Below are 17364 nucleotides of genomic sequence, written 5' to 3'. Positions count from 1 at the left end.
AGAGGAATAGCAACACGATATGATAAGTTAAAGTGTAGCTATGAGGGTGCAGTTGCATTAGCTTGTATATTTATTTGGCTACCTTTATCGGGTAAATTCTATACTTGAAATGTCAACAGACCCTAATTAATTAAGTTTAATTAAATTGTTAAGTTTTAAAACATATGAAGCTGAACCAGCTCAAGACCGTCTTGTGCTTGAAAACATCACCATTGCTGAAGCGATGAAGTTAGCTGAAAACAACGGATTCTTTAAAGCAAAGTACCAGGTGCTTAAAGTGATTCAATATTTTGATGTTGAATTGGTACTCACGGCGTCTGATGTTGAGCACTGTGCTGAATTACACCAGTTTAGCGGTGGCTATAACGTGACGGTGCTTGCTGATACACCTGAACAAGATCTTATTGCAATTCTCAATTCATTGGGGATATTGAATTAGAGCCATCTCGTGATAAGAGAATGCAGCTCCGAAAAATGGAGTCTAAATTTAAATCTGCCTTTAAGGGATATGATTTATCCCAAGTATCCATAGTGATATGGTCAGTGTATGTTCACCAGTGGCACGATCGCAAAATTAGTACCGTATATATCTAAAAAAAAACCACAATAACAATTGATGGTTTTTTAATGAGCTTTATAAAATGGGTTCATCATACGCACGGCGTTTGTGTTTTACATTTGGATCTATGCCAATTTGATTCGGATATAACAGGTTTAATACCTGGTTAATGCGATCAACTACGCATTGATTAAACAAGATATGACAGTTACCGTTTTCGTAGATCTTAATGCGTAATAAATTATCATCAATGCTATGCCAGATACCACGATCTAACCTGAGTTTATCTAATCTAGTGTGGTCTAAAGGCTTGCCAAATAACTGCCTTGCTATAAAGCGTACTTCTTCCACTAAATTATCTCGTCTGCAATAAGAATGGTAGCTATTGTGATGAATGATCACGCACGGGTTAATACCAGCACCAAGATTGGTTTTGTATTTGCTTGATAATTGGCAAAACAATGAATCAACTTTACGAGCATATGCCATGTGGCGCGTAGACCAGATAGATTCTAAAAATACATTCACGTTATCCATCGTGAAATCTTCAATTTCATGACGAGCAATTTTATCTGACAACGCATCATATTCTTTTTCAGATATAAAGTTTCTAAGATTGATGATCTCAGTTAACTTCCTCCAGAAGCATGACGATATTTGTTTTAAAGCAGATTCTTCAGTATTGAATGATGATGAATATGATTTTCGGGTGATTGCACTCACAATCTGGTAAGCATCAAGTTCAATATCTTTGATGCTTTCATAAATAACCTTTATTGACGATTTTGCTTTTTCGCATTGCAAAATTAGCTTTTCGACTTCAATAAAGTCTAATTCAGATGCTTGCACTTCTCTTTTTATATTTACCAACATATTCATAATTGCCCACCTAATTAGCTTAATTGTCTATATAGATATTTTAATAAAAACCATGGTCATTAATTTTTTTTTAAAATTTATAAGCTAACTTTTTCACTATAATTAAATTAAATAAGCACAACGCTTAAAACTTGGTGTAGTGGAATATGGCTCAACCTTTAAAATTCCTTATTACCTCTACTCATAAATGATGATGTCGATATGCTTATGAAAAAACAACATTCAGTTATGTTCTCAACTGATCGAACAAATACCAATGCTATAAAAATCTGTAATGAGGATATTGTTAAATGAAAAAACTCTGTACACGACAAATTTCACAGAACCCTTATCCTATCAGGATTCTGCCTTCTTAAAATTGCCAAAATTTCCTTAAACTCTTCTTTTTTCCCAAAACCAATTAAACGCTGAATCGCCATTTGAACATAGTCTAAACCATAGCGAAATAAACTCATTGAGAGTCGTCCATGCTTCTTTATTTTTATCGCTTTTTTTTGATCATGTTGCCATTCACCCGTTAAGTAACACCAACAGAAGCTTATAGCTAACACCGCAATCAATTTTTTCACTCGTCTAGGGTCTGTCAAGCGCGTATTTTCAAGATTAAACCCGCGTCCTTTGAGACAACTGAATAAGGTTTCAATTTCCCAGCGTAATGCATAATCCTGAATAGCATTGGCATTAAACTGAGGAGAAACGACGAGTAAAAGCTCTCCATTTTCTAACTGTAGTGCACTTATATATAGTTTCACCCGACCAACCAAAATCCGTCGTTTACGACATTCAATTTGACCAACTTTAAGATGGCGAAATAAATCACTAATTTTATGATTCTTTCCTAAATGATTGGTGACAATGAAGTTTTTTTAACACGAATGCAGAAGTTGATGTCTTGTTCAATTAACCATGTAAACCACTGCTCACCGATAAACTCTCTGTCTGCGAACACATTCACAATACGGTCTTTACCAAAAATGGCTATAAAGCGTTGAATCAAAGCAATGCGCTCTTTCGTATCTGAATTTCCACGTTTATTAAGCAATGTCCAAAGGATAGGTATCGCTATTCCACGATAAACGATTGCGAGCATCAGGATATTAATATTTCGTTTTCCCCATTTCCAATTGGTTCTATCTAAAGTCAGTTGCACTTGGTCGAATGAAAACATATTGAAAATCAACTGAGAAATTTGACGATAATCAAAATACTGACCTGCAAAGAAGCGCTGCATACGTCGATAAAATGATTGTGGTAAGCACTTGATGGGCAAGGCTTTAGATGCAGAAGAAAGATTACATGTTTGCTTTAAAATAATCACAAGCATGATGAGCGCAAAGCACTTTAAATGTGACTTGTTCCATTTTAGAGATTTGTTTAAGATAAGATATAGAATATCTCCATTATTGTCGCCGCCAGCCTTAGTTACAGCTGCTATGATGAATGAGATCGAAAACTGAAATCCCCCACTAGAATTGTTGACTGGAGTCAAAATGAATAAAAAGCGGCCGGTTAATCTTGATATTCGAACCATTCAGCTTCCTCTCACGGCGCTTACATCGATTCTGCACCGGATTTCAGGAATTATGCTCTTTATTTTTCTGGGACTGATACTGTATATGCTGAGCAAATCGTTGGAGTCAGAAAAGGGTTTTAATGAAGTCAAGGAGATTTTTTCTTCACCTTTCGGCAAAGTTAGTTTCTGGTTGGTATACTCTTCATTTATTTATCATCTCGTAGCCGGAATTCGACACCTAGTTATGGATGTGGGTGTTGGTCATACTTTGAAAGGCAGCAATCGCGCCTCTACTATTGTTTTAGTAGTGTCGGGTGTTTTAATGGTTGCTGGCGCCGTATGGATTTGGTAGCTGTGGAGTCGTAATGCGTATTTACAAGGACTAAAAGCGTCCTTTAAAGCTAACTTACGAAAGTATTTATAATCGACGGTTCACGCTTAAACGGTTGAATCCTTTCGGGCTTCCGAATAGCTGTTAGCTGAAAGCTATCATGAGCTAAGTTTTCTGTGCATCATCAAATGTGTTAATGGGAGCGCCATAGTACTAGGTACAAATATGGCTCTAGGACAATGTTAGATGTTTTGGATTTTGAGGCGGATCGCTCTTATCGAAGATCGTCTAATTCGCTCTGAAGCGCAGGTTTTTTGAAACTATCACCTGGTTGGCACACTGTGCGAATCAACATCAGATATGAGAAAGCCAATCAGGTGAACACTACCCTCGAGGGCTCATCTGTCCAGTTAAAGCCTCGAGTCTTTCTGGGTGCGCAAAAGACAAGAAGGTTATATGGGAAAATTATGAGGCCTGGATACCATGCGTCATGGGCGTGCCGATGCTGTGAGTGACAGAGCGAGAAGCAAGTGAAAGTCCCTGAAGTAGGGGCGGGATGCGCCCGAGTGGCATTTTTTGTCTTAAGGTAGATCGCGTAGCTGTTCTTCAGAATAATCTTCAGAGCGTTGACGACAGCCATCGCTGTGCATTCCTCAAGAATAGAATGTGTCGGAAGGGTGGCGTCATTGGTGTTAGTCATCGCTTAGGATTTCTCAATCTGGCTTACACGGGCGCCTGTACCGATATCCCCGCGGATGGCGACGTATCGATGTTGAATTCCTCGCCAGACGAAGTGCAATGAGCTGCGGCTATAGGCTTGCGCAGCCTTAGATAGCCGGCCGTCGCAGGCGCGCCGGTTGGCCGGGATCTTCTTCTGCCCGTCAGGTGTCCGGTCGGAACTCCAGCACGAACGCTACGACCTTTTCGGCGGACATTTCGCACGGCTTCAACAATGTCCTATCTGATGTAACGCGGAAGAGGTTGAAGCTGACAATGTCAGTCCCGTCCAACTCCCTGGCGAACAGACTGTTGCGACGTCCGTCCCCAGATCGCCGGACGATCAAGCTGAAACGCCGGCCTTCATAAGTCCCTTCTCTGTATCCCTCCGCAAGCTTCGCGAAAGCGGCATCGAACTCGGAATGCTCCATGTCATCCATCCTTATTGATAGAACAGAGGCGCGGCGGGTGCGAGACCGCCAGTGCCGGGTCGCGCTAAGGTGCCGGGCAGATTCCTGCAGCCGACGAGGCCCGGGGTGGGCAGGATAATTGAGATGTCGGCGCCCGCATGGCTATCAGCGAAGTCGTCCGTCCAGTCTGCTAGGCAACGTCCACGCCTTTCCAGAAAGCGATGTAATCCCGGATACCCTCGGCATCCGGAGTGGGGGCGGGATAGGTCCAAGCGGCGTTCACGTTGAGCGCGTCACCCGCGCGAACATGAAAGAAGCGCGCGGCGCCTTTGATCGGACAGACAGATGTGTGCGGGCTCATCTCAAGCAGGCTCAGGTCGACTCCTGACGGTGGGAAGTAGTGATTTCCCTCGACGATGACTGTTTCGTCGCTTGTGGCGATAGTAGTGTCTTTCCAGATGGCTGAGACCAACGGACTCTCCTTTTGTATTCATCAACCGGCGAAGGCTCGCGGGCTGGCTGCCCCAAGCCGCACCTCCTCAGGTGGCAGGCGGGTTGCGCCCGAGAAGTTTGTCGAGCTCGCCTCTGACATCGAGCGCGAATAGCTCATCGGAGCCACCGATAAGGGTGCCATTGATGAAGATCTGCGGCACGGAGCTTCGCCCCGACGCTTCCGCCATGGCCTGCCGGTGAGCCGGATCCGCCTCAATATCGAGCTCCTTCCATCGCACGCCCTTTTCCTTGAGGAGCGCCTTCGCTCGGCGGCAGAACGGGCACCAATTCGTGGTGTACAGCAATACATCAGTTGTCATATTGCATCTCCGGCAGTTGCACGCGGATCGCTGTCATGGCGTTGATCTCCAATTCGCGGCGTTCAAAGATGGCGACTGCACCTTGGCCGACATCGGAGCAGATGCTGACGATTGGCCGCTATCCAGGCGACATGGCCCAAAGTGCTTTCACCGCCAGGCAGAGGCCGCACGCGCCTCCTGTAGCGCCGAGCCGATGCTCTAAGGTAACCGAGCCTCGATTGGGACGGAAGCGGTCCCGCTCGAATCGCCCATCATGCTGGTCGAGCATATCAGGACGACGGATAGTGCAGGAACTTTCAAATTGAGCTTGATGTCGAGCCAGGTATCGCGAGCGAAGGCGTTCTAGAGGCCGGGGGGTACGAAGACTGTGTTCGGCAAAACGGTTCACGTTGATCGCCAAAGCTTCCCAGGGCGCACGTCTACGATCGGCGCGACGTGAGATAGCTCGCGCCGCTAGCCCCCGTAGCGCTCCGTCTTGATGATGGAGGCGTCCAAGCCCGCCAGCAGCGCGCTATCGGTTGCGATGTTGACGAATCCGTTAGACCCGCAGACGAACACTTGCGTCGGCTTTCCCTGAAGCCTGGTTAGAATTTCTTGGACCATCATGCCGTCGATCCGTCGCGCAAAGTCCGATGCGCGAACCGGTTTCTCGCGCGTAATCGCGAGCGCCAGGACGAACGCCGGATCGCTGATTTCGATGCAATGAAGTTCTTCTGAGAAGAGAACGTCCTCGGCGGTTCGTGCGGACAGGAGCAACGCTGTCGGAACGGCTTGGGCCAATGCGCGGCGCTGCCGGATCATTGCCATCAACGGCACGAGGCCGGAGCCTCCCCCGATCAACAGAACCGGATCTATGGCAGGCTCAGGCCAAAGGAAATGGCCACCGAGCGGACCGCGAACTTCGATTTCGTCACCAATCGCCGCGATGTCGTGAAAAAACGGCGAAACTTCGGCATCCGGCATGCGCTCGATAGCTATCTCGACGATCGGGGTCGAAACTGCCGATGACGCGATCGAGTAGCTGCGCATTGCACTGTAGCCGTCGGGCGCGGTCAGCCGGATATCGACGTGCTGACCTGCGGTGTGCGCGAACGGCTTGCTCAACCGAAGGAAGAAGCTCTTGATACTCGGTGTTTGCTGGATGATGTCGTCGATCACGCATGATTGCCACGAACGGACTTGCGCTTCGTTTTCAGTCATGGGTGTATCGTTGTTCGCGCCACGGATCGCCGTAGATGTGATAGCCGTGCAGCTCCCAAAAGCCGGCCTCGTCACGCGTCGTGAATTGCAGCGCATTCACCCATTTGGCGGATTTCCAGAAGTAAAGGTGCGGCACTAGAAGACGCGCCGGCCCCCCATGATCGCGGGAAAGTGGCTTGCCCGCATAACTGAGGGCGACCATCGCTTTCCCGGAAAGCAGATCCGTCAGAGGGACGTTTGTCGAATAATTATCGTAGCAGTGCGCCAAGACGAAATCGGTAGGCCGATCAAGCTCTGCATCTGCAAGGATGTCTTCAATGAGTACACCCTCCCAAACGGTATCCAGTTTGGACCAAGAGGTGACGCAGTGAATATCCTTTGTCACCTGGGTCTTTGGTAGAGTGTTGAATTCGCCCCAATTCCACGTTTTGACGGGCTTCGGACCAATTTTGACTGTGAATTTCCAGTCGGAGGGCTCTACCCTCGGCGTAGGGCCGGCCGACAGAACAGGGAAATCCTCCACCAGATGCTGACCTGGCGGAATCCGATCGGACTGGTCGCCTGAACCGCGACCGGTGAAACCTCTGGTGACCATAGTGACCCCTCTTGCTCGATACGGCAGACCGAAGCCGGCCTTCATTTCAGTACTCTGCGTAAAGCATTTGCCCGCACATCCGCCGAATAAGCCAATCGACTAAAAATCAGATACAGATGCTCTATCATCGTAAAAAATCGCGTATCGAACATAGCGTCAGGCCAGCATGATTCCCAATACCCAATGGCTATAGGGTAGATAACCCCAAGGCTGCGTACGCTGATCTGCGGTATGCGGAGCGGAAGTTGCAGGTTCGCTCTCAAACGGATGGGCAGCGTGCAAAGCTCAAGGCTCACCAGCGCATGGTTGCCCAGTTCGCGCTCGCCGGCAGCTTGAGTATATTAAGGACGAAATGTCGATCTGATCTATTCTGGCTTCAGGAAATAGGGAAAATAAGGTCGGACGTTCGCGCACCGTCGCGACGCGCGATCATCCACTAAGCTTCTGTATCGGGGTTGGAGGATCAGATGAACGAGATCGAACGACAAGCGCCTGAGCTGCGGGTGCAAAAATGGATTGGCAAAGATGGGGAAAGTATCGCGCCGTTCAAACTGTCAGATATCGGGCCCGGCCCGAAAATCTTGTTTGCCTTCCAGCATTGGTGCCAAGGTTGCCATTTGCATGGGTTTCCGACGCTACAAAAGTTGCATGCAGCGTTGAGCTCAAAAGACGTGGGGTTCGCAGTGATCCAGACCGTCTTCGAAGGAACGCATGAGAATACCTTCGAGAAGTTGCGCGTGAACCAGCTCAAGTATGAGCTTCCTATCGTTTTCGGTCACGACGAGCAACCGACCGGCTCGCCGTTTCCAACCTTCATGGAAGACTACCGCACACGAGGAACTCCGTGGTTTACGGTTATCGACGCTGGCGGTAGCATTGTTTTCTCGGACTTCCATCTCGACGCGGAGCGACTAGTGAAGCAACTTGAGCAAGGTTAATCGTTGGAAGGTGGGCAATCATCCTGATTGCCACCCATCCCCTGATGCCCACTACAGGCGTTGCGCGCTGTAACTCTGTTGATCAGCGTGCGAAAACCCGGATCCGGATAGGAGGAGCGTCAACGATTGAATCAATCCGTTGGGAGAGGGCGGCTCCGCTCCGTCAGCTCGGCAATAGATAACCCATTCTCGCCGAGCAACTCTCTGATCCGATCGACGATATGAGCCCCTAGCGCCGCTGTCTTGGTCCCCCCCACAGATTCCCAAGATGCGAGTTCACACGCCGATACCTCGTGGTCAGCGCCGAAGTGCTTCTGTCGGTATGTCACCGCCGCCCTTCAATGATAAAGGCGCGGTAACGGGAACCGGCAAAGCGTTGAGCAGCGATGGTTTGGTAGGCGGGACTGTCATACCAGTCGCGAGCGGCCTGCATCGTCGGGAAACGCAAGATTACGGCCCCTTCGATGGGCGGCCCCTCCAAATGCTGGATCGCGCCATAAGCGGCGAGAAAGGTAACGTCGTGACCATCGAACGATGGTCCGACGCCTGCAGAATAGGTTGCGAGTGCATGTGGGTCGCTGGTTTCTTCCCGCGTAAAGACGACGAACGCTTCCATCATTAGGCCTCTCAAAGGTTGGATCTGTTGGCCATTACCACCGGTGATGGCCTCACAGTCGTCAGGCTGGCAACTGGAACCCGATTTTCATGAGTGCCTCGACGCACGCATCCTGATCCTGCTGATAGTTGCCTCCGGAGATGCCTATGCCGCCGATCAACTTCCCATCCTCCAGAATCGGATAACCGCCGCCGACAGCGACCATCCGAGGGCGATAGGCTAGCGGCGCCACTTTTGGATCGTTGGTCACATAGTCGTTCCAGACATGGGTCGGGAACCCAAACGAGGCGGAACTCCAGGCCTTGTCGATGGCAACATCGACGGTAAGGAACGGCGCATCGTCGGTGCGCTCGAACGCGCGCAGGTTACCGGTGGCGTCGACGACGGCGACGGCAGCCGGGATGCCGATGGCACGGGCCGCAGCGAGCGCCGCGTCGATGAGGGCGACTGCGGTTTCGCGGTTGATCGAGGCGGTGGCAATAGATTTGGTCATGGGATTCTCATCGCTGGGGCATAACCCGTTCGGCTTTTTGAGGTTGGACAAGATGTTTGGCGATCGCGGTCGTTAGAAGCCTTCGAGGACGATCTTGCCTTTAGCCGCGCCACTTTCGATCAGTGCATGCACCGTCTTCAGATTGGCGGCATTGATCGGCGACAGTCGCCGGGTCAGCGTCGTGCGGATTTTGCCGTCGTCAACCAGCGCTGCCATCGCATCCAGAATCTCGCCCTGCTCATTCATGTCGGGCGTGCCGTAGATCGACCGCGTGAACATCAGCTCGTGGTGGATCGACACCGCCTTGCGCTTGAAAACCATGATATCGAATGCCTTGGGATCGTCGATCAGTCCGAACCGTCCTTGTGGGGCGATCAGTTCGGCGATGTCGGCGACATGTTGCTCGGTATGTGTGGTCGAAAAGACGAAAGCGGGAGCACCGATGCCGAGTTCGGCGATCTGTGGCGCGAGCGGACGAGAATGGTCGATGACGTGGTGAGCTCCAAGCCCTCTTACCCACTCTTGGGTTTCCGGTCGAGAGGCTGTGGCGATGACGGTGAGGTCCGTGCGCTGTCGCGCGATCTGGACGGCGATCGACCCAACCCCGCCCGCGCCACCGATGATGAGGATCGCCTCCGCCGCACCGGGTACGGGCTTCGCCACGTCCAGGCGGTCGAACATCGCCTCCCAGGCCGTCAACGTCGTCAGCGGCAGCGCCGCCGCTTCCGCCCAGGAGAGCGACGCAGGTTTGTGACCGACAATCCGGGCGTCGACGAGATGGAACTCCGCATTGGTACCGGGCCGTGTGATCGATCCGGCATAATAGACCTCGTCGCCTAACTCGAACTGCGTGACGTCGGGGCCGACCTCGCGCACAATCCCGGCGGCATCCCATCCCAGCACCTTCCAATCGCCATCTGCCGGCGGCGTGCTGTTGCGGACCTTGTAGTCGACCGGGTTGACCGAGACGGCCTTCACCTCAACCAGGATATCGTATCCTGCAGCGACAGGCCGAGGCAGATTGATGTCGACCAGCGCGGCATCCGCGGCGATGGGTCCCGGAACCTTGTAACCAATGGCTTTCATAAATGTCTCCAGCTTGCTTGATCGGATGACGCGAATGCTCGTTAGTCAACTTCTTCTACATTGAGGTCCCGACTCTTGAACTGGGTCGCGGTAGCAGATTTCATCGAACACGTCGATCAACAGGCCTTTATGCTCTGTCGCCGGATCGGTGATCGCGTAGATGTTGGAGGCATCTTCGCCGTCGTCCCCGCTCTCGAGGCGCAACGCCGCATCGACGCGAATGCTGCATGCATCGAGGGTTGACCCTAGTTCGAGATCGACGAGATTGCCGTCCTTGACGCGGTATTCGCGGTCATAGCCGTTGGCGATGAATGACTGGACTGCTTCTAGAACGTCGGTCACCTGGGAGGTCATGGAAGCACCTTCATCTTGAACTGGATTGGACACGCTCGCGCACAAAGCGCGCTGTGACTCGGCGGACGGAGAAGCTCGCGAAGTGCGTTACTCATAGCCACTTGGCCTTCTTGAAGCGCATGAACAGGAGAAGGCAGAACACCGCTATCACTCCGAGCACGACGAAGTAGCCATATGGCGTGTCCAGTTCCGGCATGTGCTTGAAGTTCATGCCATATATTCCGGCGATCGCCGTCGGGACCGTCAAGATCGCCGCCCAGGCCGCGAGCTGGCGAGTGACCACACCGATCCTTTGCGCTTCCAGAAGGCTGCTGGCCTCGAAGACCGTGGACAGGACAAGCAGGAGGCCGTCGACCATGGACTGCACGCGGTGGACATGGTCCGCGACGTCGTGGAAATATGGTGTCATTTCGGCGCTGATGCAGGGAAAGTGGCCGCGAACGAGCTTTCGCACCAGCTCGGCCATAGCCCCGAGCGTGCGCTGGAACCGCGTGAGTTCGGACCTTAGTTCGAAGATTCGCGCCACCTCTTCTGGCCCGAGGAAATCGTGCAGCGACCGTCGCTCCATCGCCAGGACGTCGTCCTCGATCATTTCGAAGATGGGCAGATACTGGTCGACCACTCGGTGCAAGATCGCGTGCAGCACATAGTCGACACCCTTGCCGAACTGCGTCGGCGATGCCTCGAGTTGCTCCCGAAGTTTGCCCAGCGCTCCGGCATTGCCGTGCCGCACGGTGATAAGGTGATTGTGACCGGTGAAGATCGCCATCTTGCCGTAGCTGATCCGGTCGCCGACCAGCTCGGCGGTCTGGGCGACGACGTACAACTCATCGTTGTAGACCTCGAGCTTGGGCGGGCACAGCGGGTGCATGGCGTTGTCGATCGCCAAAGGATGGAGGTTATACGTCGTCTGGATCGCGCTGAGTTCGTCTGCGGTGGGCTCGCTAAGCGCGATCCAGCAGAAGCCCGAGCGATTCTCGTTTAGTTCGACGTGCTCATCGAGCCTGATTTCACGGACTCGCTTACCTTCGTTGTAATAATATGCGGCGATAATGGTCATGCAGGCCTCGCAGGAATTCGCAGGCCACGCTGTACAGCCGGTCGCGCCAGCCCGCGTTCGAGCCATGCCTGCACGTTCGAATAGCTACTTAGGCCGAGGATGTCGCCCGCTGCGTAGAATTCGACCAGCGCATTCACCCAGCCAAACGTCGCAATGTCCGCGATCGAGTAATCATCGACAATCCATTCGCGGCCCTCCAGCCGGTGATCCAGGACCCCGAGAAGACGCCTGGATTCATCAACAAAGCGCTGCCGAGGTCGCTTGTCCTCATAGTCCTTGCCGGCAAATCGCAGGAAAAAGCCTAGCTGTCCGAACATCGGCCCGATGGCCGACATCTGAAAGAACACCCACGCTAGGGTCTCGTAACGCTGGCCTGGTTCGGTGGAGATGAACTGACCCGTCTTGTCGGCCAGATAGAGGAGGATCGCACCGGATTCCCATAAGGCGATGGGTCTACCGTCAGGGCCAGCCGGATCGATGATCGCCGGTATGCGTCCGTTCGGGTTCAGCGACACGAACGCCGGATCCTTCGACTCGTTGTTCGAGATGTCGATCAGGTGGGGCTCGTACGCCAGGCCAGTCTCCTCAAGCATGATCGAGACCTTGACGCCATTGGGCGTAGGGGCTGCGTAGAGTTGCAGGCGATCGGGATGAGATGCCGGCCAGCGCTGCGTGATCGGAAAGGACGAGAGGTCTGGCATAAATCTGCGATCCTGGTGTTGCGATGGCGACTGACTGGAACGAGCCGTCACTCTGAAGTAGGGTTCGATGACCGCGTCGCTGAACGACGCGGTCACGAAGATTGCGGACCGGACCGGCGCAGTGGCAACGGCAGTGAAGCCTATTCCGCCGCGGTCCCGGCCGCTGGCTGTACGTCGTCAACCTTTTGGCGCTTCGGAAGCACCCAGCCGGGACGGACGAAGTGGCAGGTGTAGCCGCCCGGGCGCTTCTCCAGATAATCCTGGTGATCGGGCTCGGCCTCCCAGAACTCGCCGACCGGCTGGACCTCGGTCACCACTTTGCCATCCCACAGCCCCGAGGCATCCACATCGGCGATCGTATCCTCGGCGACGCGCTTCTGCTCCTCGTCGACATAATAGATGCCCGACCGGTAGGAGAGCCCACGATCATTGCCCTGGCGGTTCAGCGTCGTCGGATCGTGGATCTGGAAGAAGAATTCCAGGATGTTCCGGTAGCTCGTCACTGTCGGGTCGAAGACAATCTCGATCCCCTCGGCATGCGTGCCGTGATTACGATACGTGGCGTTCGGAATATCGCCGCCCGTGTAACCCACACGGGTCGAGATGATGCCGGGCCGCTTGCGGATCAGATCCTGCATGCCCCAGAAACATCCTCCTGCGAGAACAGCGCGCTGATGCATGTTAAGCCTCCTCTACTTGATCGAGATATTCACCGTATCCCTCGGACTCCATCTCGTCGCGCGGGATGAAGCGAAGGGACGCTGAGTTGATGCAGTACCGCAGACCGCCGCGGTCGGAAGGACCATCGGGGAACACATGGCCGAGATGACTGTCTGCGTGTACTGACCTGACCTCCGTCCGGACCATGCCGTGTGCGCTGTCCCGCACCTCGTTCACGTTTGCCGAAACGATCGGCTTGGTGAAGCTGGGCCAGCCAGTACCCGAATCGAACTTGTCCGTCGAAGCGAACAGTGGCTCTCCCGACACTATGTCGACGTAGATGCCAGGCTCCTTGTTGTCGTTGTACTCGCCCGTGAAGGGCCTTTCGGTGCCCGCCTCCTGGGTAATTCGGTGTTGCTCGGGAGTCAGGTGGTCGATTGCTGTCTGTGACTTTTCAAACTTCATTACAGTCTCCAATACTTATCTAGAGGGCCAGGCACGCTACCGCTAATTTTTTATGTCTCCTGATTTGCTCCTACAATGGTAGTGGGATGGCAAACGAGGTTTTACTAAGTGTTGGAAAATTAGAGATTTAAATTTCGCGTCTATTAATTCTAGCGCAACTGAGTGGTTAAGCAAGTACGTAATCAGTAAATATTAAAAAAATAACACAAAAGCACGATTATATAATACAGTGTCAGTGTTTTATGATAATCAACAACGCCTGTTTAGATGCTGGTAGATGCGAATTTTTTGGCGTACAGTCAAAATTTTCTGATGGTTGCTTAGTGTGTTGGCGCTGATGGAAAATTGACCCACCCTGCCGATTGAAATTTGACCCAGGGCGGATTGCTGATTTTGTTACCAGCAACTGTGGATAAGTCTACCAGCGCAGCTGCTGTTGCCCCCACTCCTTCGCTAGCCCAGTTCAGTTGTTTAAGACCTGCCACACGCAGCCATGTAGCAGGCCGTCGTCGCCATGAAATCAGAACGGCTCATCGTCTGATGTGTGCTGAAAAAACAGGAGGTTTTAACTTGGTAAACTAAACACACTCATCAGGAGTTTACCATGAGCAAGAAACACAAGACTTACACCACAGAATTTAAAGCTGAAGCCATCAAATTAATTGAAGCCAATCAAGGCAATGTCTCGGAAACAGCTAGACAACTTAGCATTTCAATGCAAACTCTTTCAAATTGGAATACCAAAGCAAAGGCTGGAACTTTAGCAGGTACAAAACAGTATTCACCTGATCTAAACGCTCTACTCGAAGAAAATAAAAAACTCAAACAACAGCTCAAAATAGCTGAAATGGAACGTGAATTTTTAAAAAAGGCAGCAGCGTACTTTGCCAAAGAAAGTCAGTAAGGTACGCCTATATGAAACAAAAAAGATATTCTTTTCCAATTACCTTAATGGCTCGATTACTTCATGTTTCAGTTTCATGTTTTTATGATTGGCTCAAGAGAGGCGTGAGCAAAAGAACGATTCAACGAAATCAACAGACGATATTGGTGAAAATAGCCCATGAGGAGACAAGGCAGAGCTATGGTTATATTCGATTAACCAAATACTTACAAGCTCAGGGCATAAAAATGAGTATGTACGCTGTACGTCAGATAAAAGCGCTGAACCACCTGTATTGTAAGCGACACAAGCGTTTTAAAAGGACTACGAATAGTGACCATAATCGAGCGATCTATGAAAACCTGCTGGAGCAACAATTCTCAATGACTAGACCAAATCAAGCATGGTCAAGTGATATTACGTACATATGGACTGTTGAAGGATGGCTGTACTTAGCAGCGGTAAAAGACCTTTACACGAAGCAAGTGGTTGGCTATAGCTTAAATGAGCGCATGACAGCACAGCTTGTTTGTAATGCGCTAAATATGGCTATTCACAATCAAAAACCAACCAAAGAACTGATTGTGCATTCAGACAGAGGAAGTCAATATTGCAGCCATGAATATCGAAATATACTTGAGCAATATGGTTTTCAAGGTTCAATGAGCAAGCGCGGAGACTGTTACGATAATGCACCGATTGAAAGCTTTTGGGGAATACTGAAAAATGAGTTAGTGCATCATTACAACTATCAAACCAGAGAAGAAGCCAAAGCAGATATTATAAAATACATTGAATTATTTTATAATCATCGAAGAATTCAAAAGGGTTTGGGTTTTAAGACACCAAATCAAATGGCCGAAGACTTTTATAAGTTGGCTGCCTAGAATCTCCCAAGGGAAAGTCTCCTGATAATTCAGCGTATATCATTAACTTTTTAAATCTAAAAAACAGGAATTTCATTTATGTCTAAACACTATGATTATATTGCGATTGGCGGAGGCAGTGGCGGTATTGCATCAGTCAATCGTGCTGCCATGTATGGTAAGAAATGTGCACTGATAGAAATGGGTGATATTGGTGGAACCTGTGTCAACGTAGGATGTGTTCCTAAAAAAGTGATGTGGTATTCAGCTCAAATTGCCGATGCGATTCATAAATATGGTCCTGACTATGGCTTTAATACAGAATTGAAATCCTTTAACTGGAAGAAATTAGTTGAAAACAGACAAGCCTATATCAGCCGAATACATACATCGTATGACACAGGACTAGCTAAAAATAATGTTGATGTCATTCGAGGTTTTGCAAAATTTTTAGATGCTCAAACAATTGAAGTAAATGGTGAAACGTACACAGCTGACCATATTTTAATTGCTACGGGGACTCAAGCATTCAAACCTGAAATTGAAGGTGCTGAATATGGTATTGATTCCAATGGTTTCTTCGGATTAGAACACTTACCGAAGCGGACTGCTATTGTTGGTTCTGGCTATATTGCTGTGGAATTGGCAGGTGTTCTTAATGCATTGGGTTCGAATGTACAATTATTTATTCGTAAACATCAGCCTTTGCGTGGATTAGATCATTTCCTTGGTAAAACACTATTAGAGAATATGCGCAGTGAAAATATTAACGTGCATACTCATAGTCAGATTAACAAAGTGACTAAAGTTCAAGATAACTCACTTGTATTACACCTAGAAGATGGTACAGAACATAGTGTAGATTGCTTGATTTGGGCAATTGGTAGAAAACCTGCAACTGAAGCGATCAATCTTAATAAGACTCAAGTTCAATTGAACGAGAATCGCTTTATTCATGTTGATGCATATCAAAATACAACACAGTCTGGCATTTATGCAGTGGGTGATATTACAGGTAAAGTCGAGTTAACACCTGTTGCTGTGGCAGCGGGTCGAAGACTGTCTGAACGTTTATTTAACAATAAGCCAAATGAACATTTAGATTATGAAAATATTCCGACTGTGGTGTTTAGTCACCCACCTATTGGAACAGTTGGATTAACCGAAGATCAAGCCATAGAAAAATTTGGTAAAGATGCCATCAAAATTTATAGTTCTTCCTTTACATCCATGTATACAGCGATAACAGAACATCGACAACTCACAAAAATGAAATTAATTTGTGTAGGAACTGATGAGAAAGTGGTCGGAATTCATGGTATTGGATACGGTATGGATGAAATTCTGCAAGGCTTTGCTGTTGCTTTAAAAATGGGAGCAACTAAAAAAGACTTCGATAACACTTTAGCAATTCATCCGACTTCTGCTGAAGAATTCGTCACAATGCGTTAATCATTGATCATCTAAAAGAGCATTTATTTATATATTTGCTCTTATTTTTATATTCTATATCCAAATTATGAACTTTCAACAACTTAGAATTATTAGAGAACTCACTCAACATAATCTCAATTTATCACAAACAGCACATGCTCGGCTTTGTTGCACAAAGATTTGAAATGCAAAGCGCCCCTAATTGAGCCAAATTTAAGGCGTAACTTGGGTAAGTGGTCGACCTAATTCCGTAAATCTGTTAAGGACTGCTACACGTGCATGGATCTCATTCACTTGGCTATCAAAACTCCTTGCACTGAGTTTATCTCCTAATAATTTGATGCAATGCATCTTAGTTTCAACCAAACTTCGCCGATGATAGCCTGACCATTTTTTCCATAGTGTCCTGCCTAAACGTTTAATTGTTCGAAGTAATTCATTTCGCTCTAGCGAGCTACTCTTTGTATCTTTCCATGGTTTCGCATTTTTTCTAGGTGGAATCACCGCATGCGCTTGCCGATCTGCAATGACCTGACGGCATTGCTTGGTGTCATAAGCTCCATCGGTATAAACAGAGTTAATCCGCTCATCTTGTGGAATCTGATTAAGTAAATCACCAAGCACCTGTGAATCACTGACATTATTGGTTGTAAGCTGAACTGCTCGTATTTGCAGGGTTTTAGCATCTATACCAATATGAAGTTTACGCCATTGGCGACGATATTCAGGTCCATGTTTCTTGCGTTTCCATTCGCCCTCACCTAGAAACTTCATGCCTGTAGAGTCCATGAG

19 protein-coding genes and 2 pseudogenes are annotated in these 17364 nt (G+C 49.3%); 6 read left to right on the top strand and 15 right to left on the bottom strand.

Annotated features, from left to right (window positions below; genetic code table 11):
• Together DYI81_RS16240 and DYI81_RS16235 are read left to right on the top strand one after the other, a co-directional pair.
• Positions 1 to 108: pseudogene (locus DYI81_RS16240) on the top strand (IS5/IS1182 family transposase); the annotation flags it as partial.
• Positions 109 to 145: 37 nt separating this feature from the next.
• Positions 146 to 439 carry a hypothetical protein gene (locus DYI81_RS16235; RefSeq protein ID WP_063454767.1) on the top strand — a complete coding sequence of 98 codons (294 nt, stop codon included), beginning with the start codon at positions 146 to 148 and terminating at the stop codon, positions 437 to 439.
• Between the two features lie 195 nt (positions 440 to 634).
• Here DYI81_RS16235 and DYI81_RS16230 read toward each other — a convergent pair whose 3' ends face one another.
• Together DYI81_RS16230 and DYI81_RS16225 are read right to left on the bottom strand one after the other, a co-directional pair.
• Positions 635 to 1438, bottom strand: coding sequence for a DUF4942 domain-containing protein (locus DYI81_RS16230; RefSeq protein ID WP_005005990.1), 804 nt, complete (start codon positions 1436 to 1438; stop codon positions 635 to 637).
• 317 nt (positions 1439 to 1755) lie between these two features.
• Positions 1756 to 2831 (bottom strand): IS4-like element ISAba1 family transposase gene (locus DYI81_RS16225; protein ID WP_117008103.1). Its coding sequence is split into 2 segments (ribosomal slippage): positions 1756 to 2306 and positions 2306 to 2831, totalling 1077 coding nucleotides; the frame shifts between segments, so codons are not numbered across the junction.
• Between the two features lie 97 nt (positions 2832 to 2928).
• Between DYI81_RS16225 and sdhC the strand changes: the two genes are divergently transcribed.
• Positions 2929 to 3303 carry a succinate dehydrogenase, cytochrome b556 subunit gene (sdhC, locus tag DYI81_RS16220; protein ID WP_005005993.1) on the top strand — a complete coding sequence of 125 codons (375 nt, stop codon included), beginning with the start codon at positions 2929 to 2931 and terminating at the stop codon, positions 3301 to 3303.
• Positions 3304 to 4599: 1296 nt separating this feature from the next.
• On the opposite strand, the gene DYI81_RS16205 is transcribed toward sdhC, so the two are convergent.
• From DYI81_RS16205 to DYI81_RS16190, 4 genes are all read right to left on the bottom strand, one after another.
• Entirely contained in the window at positions 4600 to 4881 is a 282-nt protein-coding gene (locus tag DYI81_RS16205) for a DUF427 domain-containing protein (protein ID WP_003464986.1), read from the bottom strand.
• Positions 4882 to 4948: 67 nt separating this feature from the next.
• Positions 4949 to 5221 carry a glutaredoxin 3 gene (grxC, locus tag DYI81_RS16200; RefSeq protein ID WP_005005995.1) on the bottom strand — a complete coding sequence of 91 codons (273 nt, stop codon included), beginning with the start codon at positions 5219 to 5221 and terminating at the stop codon, positions 4949 to 4951.
• Between the two features lie 453 nt (positions 5222 to 5674).
• Positions 5675 to 6421: a ferredoxin reductase gene (locus DYI81_RS16195; RefSeq protein WP_002118292.1), complete on the bottom strand. Its 747-nt coding sequence runs from the start codon at positions 6419 to 6421 to the stop codon at positions 5675 to 5677.
• Positions 6414 to 7016: a sulfite oxidase-like oxidoreductase gene (locus tag DYI81_RS16190; protein ID WP_003464980.1), complete on the bottom strand. Its 603-nt coding sequence runs from the start codon at positions 7014 to 7016 to the stop codon at positions 6414 to 6416. The genes DYI81_RS16195 and DYI81_RS16190 overlap by 8 nt, the downstream gene beginning before the upstream one ends.
• A 467-nt stretch (positions 7017 to 7483) precedes the next feature.
• Here DYI81_RS16190 and DYI81_RS16185 point away from each other — a divergent pair, with 467 nt between their 5' ends.
• Entirely contained in the window at positions 7484 to 7954 is a 471-nt protein-coding gene (locus DYI81_RS16185; RefSeq protein ID WP_003464979.1) for a hypothetical protein, read from the top strand.
• Between the two features lie 325 nt (positions 7955 to 8279).
• Here DYI81_RS16185 and DYI81_RS16175 read toward each other — a convergent pair whose 3' ends face one another.
• The 8 genes from DYI81_RS16175 to msrB all read right to left on the bottom strand — a co-directional run bounded on the left by DYI81_RS16175 (position 8280) and on the right by msrB (position 13389).
• Complete coding sequence (locus tag DYI81_RS16175; protein WP_010591688.1) at positions 8280 to 8573, bottom strand: DUF1330 domain-containing protein; 294 nt, start codon at positions 8571 to 8573, stop codon at positions 8280 to 8282.
• A gap of 58 nt (positions 8574 to 8631) precedes the next feature.
• The gene (locus DYI81_RS16170; protein ID WP_005006001.1) at positions 8632 to 9063 is read right to left on the bottom strand and encodes a heme-binding protein; all 432 of its coding nucleotides are present in this window, start codon (positions 9061 to 9063) and stop codon (positions 8632 to 8634) included.
• A 72-nt stretch (positions 9064 to 9135) separates the two neighbouring features.
• A complete protein-coding gene (locus DYI81_RS16165) occupies positions 9136 to 10149 on the bottom strand; it encodes a zinc-binding alcohol dehydrogenase family protein (RefSeq protein WP_002118279.1) in 1014 nt (337 codons plus the stop codon).
• A gap of 45 nt (positions 10150 to 10194) precedes the next feature.
• Positions 10195 to 10503, bottom strand: a complete 309-nt coding sequence (locus DYI81_RS16160) for a hypothetical protein (RefSeq protein ID WP_005006003.1) — start codon at positions 10501 to 10503, stop codon at positions 10195 to 10197.
• 91 nt (positions 10504 to 10594) lie between these two features.
• A complete protein-coding gene (locus DYI81_RS16155) occupies positions 10595 to 11563 on the bottom strand; it encodes a magnesium and cobalt transport protein CorA (protein ID WP_002118270.1) in 969 nt (322 codons plus the stop codon).
• Complete coding sequence (locus DYI81_RS16150) at positions 11560 to 12264, bottom strand: glutathione S-transferase N-terminal domain-containing protein (RefSeq protein WP_005006007.1); 705 nt, start codon at positions 12262 to 12264, stop codon at positions 11560 to 11562. The genes DYI81_RS16155 and DYI81_RS16150 overlap by 4 nt, the downstream gene beginning before the upstream one ends.
• 140 nt (positions 12265 to 12404) lie before the next feature.
• Positions 12405 to 12944, bottom strand: a complete 540-nt coding sequence (msrA, locus tag DYI81_RS16145) for a peptide-methionine (S)-S-oxide reductase MsrA (protein ID WP_003464967.1) — start codon at positions 12942 to 12944, stop codon at positions 12405 to 12407.
• A 1-nt stretch (position 12945) separates the two neighbouring features.
• Complete coding sequence (gene msrB, locus DYI81_RS16140) at positions 12946 to 13389, bottom strand: peptide-methionine (R)-S-oxide reductase MsrB (protein ID WP_003464965.1); 444 nt, start codon at positions 13387 to 13389, stop codon at positions 12946 to 12948.
• Between the two features lie 604 nt (positions 13390 to 13993).
• Here msrB and DYI81_RS16135 point away from each other — a divergent pair.
• Positions 13994 to 15159, top strand: a protein-coding gene (locus DYI81_RS16135; RefSeq protein ID WP_085944217.1) for an IS3-like element ISAba22 family transposase whose coding sequence is annotated in 2 segments (ribosomal slippage) — positions 13994 to 14252 and positions 14252 to 15159 — 1167 coding nt in all. Because the reading frame shifts where the segments join, the coding sequence is not laid out codon by codon here.
• Between the two features lie 78 nt (positions 15160 to 15237).
• On the top strand, positions 15238 to 16590 hold the full coding sequence (gene gorA, locus DYI81_RS16125; RefSeq protein WP_002122354.1) for a glutathione-disulfide reductase: 1353 nt from the start codon (positions 15238 to 15240) through the stop codon (positions 16588 to 16590).
• A gap of 195 nt (positions 16591 to 16785) precedes the next feature.
• Here gorA and DYI81_RS16120 read toward each other — a convergent pair.
• Positions 16786 to 17364 (bottom strand): annotated as a pseudogene (locus DYI81_RS16120) (IS5-like element ISAba12 family transposase); the annotation flags it as partial.

Origin of the sequence: Acinetobacter sp. SWAC5 (assembly GCF_003419885.1) — a bacterium.
Taxonomy (GTDB): domain Bacteria; phylum Pseudomonadota; class Gammaproteobacteria; order Pseudomonadales; family Moraxellaceae; genus Acinetobacter; species Acinetobacter cumulans.
The sequence above is the reverse complement of the archived record's forward strand: the minus strand, read 5'-3'. Positions and strand labels throughout refer to the sequence as shown.